Origin of the sequence: Thioalkalivibrio sp. ALE12 (genome assembly GCF_000381105.1) — a bacterium.
Classification (GTDB): Bacteria; Pseudomonadota; Gammaproteobacteria; order Ectothiorhodospirales; family Ectothiorhodospiraceae; genus Thioalkalivibrio.
In genome coordinates this window covers 1-5,137 of record NZ_KB905927.1, presented here as the reverse complement: position 1 = coordinate 5,137, position 5,137 = coordinate 1, and the positions used below count along the sequence as shown (strand labels likewise).

The window sequence follows — 5,137 nt, the reverse complement described above, 5'->3', positions numbered from 1 at the left end:
CCAAGAAACACGCCCGACTGCCGCGACCCCGGCCCGCTGTGCGGGCCGGGGTTTCCCTCGCTCCGAGGCTTTTCGCGGGCGGCGCTGAACTCGCTGCGCCTTCGGCTCCGCTCAGACATCCAGCGCCTCTGATCCCGCGAAAACCCTCTCCACTCGGCGCGACGACAACGGGGGGCTCAAGGTCAAGACAACGGCTGTCCCGACGGTCTTGCCAGTGGATGAAGGCTAGGTCTTCGTACATCTTGGGCACGCTCGGCCTTCGGCCATAGCGTGCCGCGCCCGCGTGGCGGGCGCCGGGGACTTTCAGGCGGCAATGCCGATTGTGGTGTCGCGGGGTCGGAATACCTTCTGTCTTGAACTTCGCCTCCCGTATGGAGCCCCTTGCGGAAGGGTTCTCGGGCCGGGAGAAGGCGCTGGATGTCTGAGCGAAGCGCAGCGTAGCGAGTTCAGCGCCGCCGGCCCGAGGGCCCTGGAGCAAGGTTCCCGGGCGAAATCCGGGTGCCCTTCTTTGGGTCCTTTCTTGGGCAAGCAAGAAAGGACCTCGGGGCGCGCTGGCGAGTCAGCGCCAGGCAGTATGCGGACCGAAGGCACGTAAACACCGGATGTCGAACCAGGACCAGCCACCACAAGGCAGGGGCCGGACCGAAGGCACGTAAACACCGGAGGACGAACCAGGACCAGCCACCACGAGGCAGGCGGCCGGACGAAGGGACCGTAAACGGCGAGGGATGGGGCCGGGGCGACCGGCGCGAGCCGGAACGGGGACGGCGGGCGGGGTGCAGCGGCGTTAGTTGTGCTTCAAAATCCGCGCCCGCTCGCGTTCCCAGTCCTTGTCCTTCTTGGCGGCGCGCTTGTCGAATTCCTTCTTGCCCTTGGCCAGCCCGATCTCGAGCTTGGCGCGGCCACGCTTCCAGTACAGGGCCATCGGTACCAGGGTGTAGCCCTTGCGTTCCACCGCGCCGACCAGGCGGTTGATCTCGGAGCGGTGGAGCAGCAGCTTGCGCGTGCGGCTGGGGTCCGGGTTGATATGGGTGGAGGCAGTGGGCAGCGGGGTGACGTGGGCCCCGAACAGGAAGGCCTCGCCGTTGCGCAGCAGCACGTAGGCCTCGCTGAGCTGCGCGCGCCCGGCGCGCATGGACTTGACCTCCCAGCCCTCCAGCTCCAGCCCCGCCTCCAGGCGGTCCTCGATAAAGAAATCGTGGCGCGCCTTGCGGTTGAGCGCGATGGTGCTGGAGTTGTCGCCGCCTTGTTTCTTCTTCTTTCCCATAACCCGCGCAGTGTACTGCAGGCGGCGCGGCGAAGCAGTCGGCATGGGCCTGCATCCGTGGTGAAAGTTGAGCCTGAGGACCCGCTGCCCCACAATTCCGGCGGACTCGGCGACGCGCTGTGCGCCCGGGCCCGGGCGCTGCCCGGGCGCGATGGCCGCGCACACGCCTTCCGTCTCCGCTCACAAAGGAGCCACTGATGCCTGCCACGACCTCGATCCACGGGCAATGGACGACCCGCCTGGCCTTCATCCTGGCGGCCACCGGTTCGGCCGTCGGCCTCGGCAATATCTGGCGCTTCCCCTATATCGCCGGCGAGAACGGCGGCGGGGCCTTCGTGCTGGTGTATCTGGGCTGCATCCTGCTGATCGGCCTGCCGGTGATGATGGCGGAGATCCTGCTGGGGCGGCGCGGGCGCCAGAGCCCGATCAACACGATGTCCGCCCTGGCGCGCGAGGAGGGGCTCACGCGCGCCTGGGGGATGATCGGCTGGATCGGGGTGCTCGCCGGGTTCCTGATCCTGTCCTTCTACAGCGTGGTGGCCGGCTGGTCGCTGTCGTACGTCTTCAAATCGGGCACGGGCGGCTTCCTCGGGCTGGACGCGGACGGTTCCGAATCGATGTTCGGCAACATGCTGGCGGACCCGGAGGCGCTGCTGGCCTGGCACACCATCTTCATGGTGATGACGGCGATGGTGGTCGCGCGCGGGGTGCAGTCGGGCCTGGAGAAGGCGGTGACGATCCTGATGCCACTGCTGTTCGTGATGCTGGTGGTGATGGTCGGCTATGCAATGGTCGAGGGGCAGTTCTTCGCCGGCCTGCAGTTCCTGCTGTATCCCGATTTCTCCGCGCTGTCGGCGAACGCGGTGCTGCTGGCGATGGGCCAGGCCTTCTTCACGCTCAGTCTCGGGATGGGCGCGATCATGATCTACGGCAGCTACCTGCAGAGCGAGGCGTCCATTGCGCGCACCTCGGCGGCGGTGGTCGGGGCGGATACCCTGGTGGCGATCATGGCCGGGCTGGCGATCTTCCCCATCGTGCTCGGGGCCGGGCTGTCGGCCGAGCAGGGGCCGGGGCTGATCTTCGTGACCCTGCCGCTGGCGTTCGCCGATATGCCGGGCGGACTGTACTTCGGCACCATGTTCTTCGTGCTGCTGGTGTTCGCGGCCTGGACCTCGGCGATCTCCATCATCGAGCCGGCGGTCGCCTTCCTGGTCGAGAACATGGGTCTGACCCGGGTGATGGCGACCGCGATGATCGCCATCGGGGCCTGGTTCCTGGGGATTGGCGCGCTGCTGTCGCTGAACGTCTGGTCCGACTACACCCTGTTCGACATGGGCATCCTGGACCTGCTGGACTACGTGACGGCCAACATCCTGCTGCCGCTGGGCGGCTTCCTGATCGCGATCTTCGTGGGCTGGCGGATGACCGAGCGCTCGGTGCAGTCCGAGCTGCGCATGAAGCACCCGGCTCTGTATCAGGTCTGGTACTTCCTGGTGCGCTTCGTTGCTCCGGTCGCGATCCTGTTTGTCTTCCTGCGTGCGGTGGAGTTGATTTGATGGCCTCGAAGATTCGCCGCTACGCGGATGTGCCCTACACCCAGGAGCAGATGTTCAATCTCGTGAACGACGTCGATGCCTATCCGGAATTCCTGCCGGGTTGTCGCAGTGCGTCGGCGCGCCCGCGCGGCGAGCACGAGGTGGAAGGCACGATCGAACTGGCCAAGGGCGCGTTGCACAAGTCGTTTACTACCCGCAATACCCTGAAACGCCCGGAGAGCATCGACATGCGCCTGGTCTCCGGACCATTCCGGCGACTGCACGGGACCTGGACCTTCAGCCAGGTGGAGGGCGGCAAGACCCGTATCGCCCTGGAGCTGGAATTCGAGTTCGCCAACCGCATCATGGCCTTCGCGATCGGGCCGGTGTTCAACCAGATTGCCAATTCGCTGGTCGATGCCTTTGTCCAGCGCGCGCGCGAGGTCCACGGTGCCGGATAGTCCCGTGGCCCCGGCCGCCGCGGACGGCATGATCCGCGTGGAGGTGGCCTATGCGCGGCCCGACCGCCAGGTGGTCCTGCCGCTGGTGGTGCCCGAGGGCACCACTGTGGATACCGCGCTGCGTCAGTCCGAGATCGAGCTGCAGTTTCCGGAGATTGATCTGGAGAATGTGAAGGTCGGGATCTTCGGCAAGATCACCCGGCGCGACACTGTGCTGCGGCCGCGTGACCGTATCGAGATCTACCGTCCGCTGATCGCGGACCCGAAGGAGGTGCGCCGCCAGCGCGCCGGAAAGGGGCGCAAGAAGAAGCCGGGCAAGGGCGATGCGGAATCCGGGGGCGAATCGAAGAAGGACGCAGGGCCGGAGAACGCGGAGGAATAGCGAGAGCCCTGTGAGCCCGCGGCACTTCGGGGATGCAGGCGAGCGTCAGTCGTTGTCCATGTCCACCGGGTGCTCGTCCAGCGCGACCGGCTGCGGGATGTCGGCATCCACGTGGCTGACCACGCCGTTTTCGAAGTGCACCGTGACCCGCTGGCGCTCGGTCGCCCCGAAGCCCGGGCGGCGGTAGTAGACGTAGTCCCAGCGCTCATCGGCGCGGAAGGCGGGCTCCAGCTGGGGCGACCCCATCAGGAAACGGACCTGCTGCGGCGTCATGCCGGGCTGGATCTGCGCCACCTGGACGGGGTCAATCACATTGCCCTGTTGTACATCCAGACGGAACTGGTTGAGGCCGCCGCAGGCGCTCAGCAGGCTTGCGGCCACGGCGATAGAAATGAGAATCTTGATCATCTGAGCGGGCGGTCCTCGGCGTCTGGTGGGCCGTGAACGCGCATGGTACACCAAAGCGTCCCGCCGCTCTCAAGCGGATCGGACCGGGAAAACAGGCAATGGAAACCAGTAATCTCAAGAAGGCGGGACTCAAGGTCACGCTGCCGCGGATGAAGATCCTCGAGATCCTCGAGACTTCGGAGACCCGGCATCTGACGGCCGAGGCGATCTATCGCGAGCTGCTCGAATCCGGCGAGGAGATCGGCCTGGCCACGGTGTATCGCGTGCTGACCCAGTTCGAGGCGGCCGGGCTGGTCTGTCGTCTGCACCTGGAGGGCAATCAGGCGGTGTTCGAGCTGGAGCGTGGTGGCCACCATGACCATATCGTGTGCAACCAGTGCGGGCGGGTCGAGGAGTTTTTCGACGAGACGATCGAGCGGCGCCAGCGCGAGGTGGCCCAGCACCACGGTTTTTCCATCAAGGATCATGCCCTGGTCCTGTACGGCGACTGTAACGACCACGCCTGTCCCCACCGCCCGGCCTGACCGCTATCGGGGTTTTACTCACCGCGGACCGGCTGGCACCGGTTCGGCCTCGGGTGTTCAGTCGCTTCCGATTCGGCTGTTTTGCTTGTTGTGGCTGGCCCTGGTTCGGCCTCCGGAGTTTAAGGTGCCTTCGTCCGGCCGCCTGCCCTTTGGTGGCTGGTCCTGGTTCTGCATCCGGTGTTTACGTGCCTTCGGCTCACCGCCTGCCCTGTTGTGGCTAGGCCTGGTTCGTCCTCCGGTGTTTACGTGCCTTCGGTCCACATACTGCCGTGCGCTGAGGTTGTGTGCGTCAAGTTGTGCAGAAGTGAGTCAGCCATGTTCGGTTGGTCGGTATGGCTCAGGCGGCCTCGGCCTGCCTCAGCAGGATTTTCTTGTGCTCTTTGAGCAGATCCATGTTCAGGTAGCGGTTGTCCTCCAGCCAGCCTTCGTGGATTTCGACGGCCAGGGCCCGTACCAGGCGTAGACAGCTGTGGGTGTTGGGGAAGATCCGGACCACCCGGGTCCGGCGGCGGATCTCCTCGTTCAGCCGCTCGAGCATGTTGGTGCTCTTCATGTGCTTG

At 65.7% G+C, this 5,137-nt stretch carries 7 protein-coding genes and 1 pseudogene; 5 read left to right on the top strand and 3 right to left on the bottom strand.

What is annotated here, in order from left to right; translation table 11 throughout:
* Positions 1 to 218: 218 nt before the first annotated feature.
* Positions 219 to 425 (top strand): annotated as a pseudogene (locus tag F614_RS15030) (hypothetical protein).
* A gap of 362 nt (positions 426 to 787) precedes the next feature.
* Here the strand turns inward: F614_RS15030 and smpB are convergent.
* The gene (smpB, locus tag F614_RS0113825) at positions 788 to 1,267 is read right to left on the bottom strand and encodes an SsrA-binding protein SmpB (RefSeq protein ID WP_018879902.1); all 480 of its coding nucleotides are present in this window, start codon (positions 1,265 to 1,267) and stop codon (positions 788 to 790) included.
* 197 nt (positions 1,268 to 1,464) lie between these two features.
* Between smpB and F614_RS0113820 the strand changes: the two genes are divergently transcribed.
* The 3 genes from F614_RS0113820 to F614_RS0113810 are packed head-to-tail and all read left to right on the top strand — an operon-like array spanning position 1,465 to position 3,645.
* The gene (locus F614_RS0113820) at positions 1,465 to 2,823 is read left to right on the top strand and encodes a sodium-dependent transporter (protein WP_017940349.1); all 1,359 of its coding nucleotides are present in this window, start codon (positions 1,465 to 1,467) and stop codon (positions 2,821 to 2,823) included.
* Positions 2,823 to 3,263 (top strand): type II toxin-antitoxin system RatA family toxin, encoded by a 441-nt coding sequence (locus F614_RS0113815; RefSeq protein ID WP_017940350.1) that lies wholly within the window; start codon positions 2,823 to 2,825, stop codon positions 3,261 to 3,263. Before F614_RS0113820 ends, F614_RS0113815 begins: the two co-directional genes overlap by 1 nt.
* A 4-nt stretch (positions 3,264 to 3,267) precedes the next feature.
* A complete protein-coding gene (locus F614_RS0113810; RefSeq protein ID WP_019559114.1) occupies positions 3,268 to 3,645 on the top strand; it encodes an RnfH family protein in 378 nt (125 codons plus the stop codon).
* 45 nt (positions 3,646 to 3,690) lie between these two features.
* Here F614_RS0113810 and F614_RS0113805 read toward each other — a convergent pair whose 3' ends face one another.
* Positions 3,691 to 4,053 (bottom strand): outer membrane protein assembly factor BamE, encoded by a 363-nt coding sequence (locus F614_RS0113805; RefSeq protein ID WP_018867132.1) that lies wholly within the window; start codon positions 4,051 to 4,053, stop codon positions 3,691 to 3,693.
* A 98-nt stretch (positions 4,054 to 4,151) separates the two neighbouring features.
* Between F614_RS0113805 and fur the strand changes: the two genes are divergently transcribed.
* Entirely contained in the window at positions 4,152 to 4,577 is a 426-nt protein-coding gene (gene fur / locus F614_RS0113800; protein ID WP_017940353.1) for a ferric iron uptake transcriptional regulator, read from the top strand.
* A 337-nt stretch (positions 4,578 to 4,914) separates the two neighbouring features.
* Here the strand turns inward: fur and F614_RS14065 are convergent.
* Positions 4,915 to 5,137: transposase (locus tag F614_RS14065; protein WP_026280305.1), on the bottom strand; the 223-nt coding region annotated here is incomplete at its 5' end.

Coding starts and splice junctions, on each gene's coding strand:
- F614_RS0113805 (WP_018867132.1), bottom strand. CDS start 4,053: ATGATCAAGATTCTCATTTCTATCGCCGTGGCCGCAAGCCTGCTGAGC.
- F614_RS0113815 (WP_017940350.1), top strand. CDS start 2,823: ATGGCCTCGAAGATTCGCCGCTACGCGGATGTGCCCTACACCCAGGAG.
- F614_RS0113820 (WP_017940349.1), top strand. CDS start 1,465: ATGCCTGCCACGACCTCGATCCACGGGCAATGGACGACCCGCCTGGCC.
- smpB (WP_018879902.1), bottom strand. CDS start 1,267: ATGGGAAAGAAGAAGAAACAAGGCGGCGACAACTCCAGCACCATCGCG.
- fur (WP_017940353.1), top strand. CDS start 4,152: ATGGAAACCAGTAATCTCAAGAAGGCGGGACTCAAGGTCACGCTGCCG.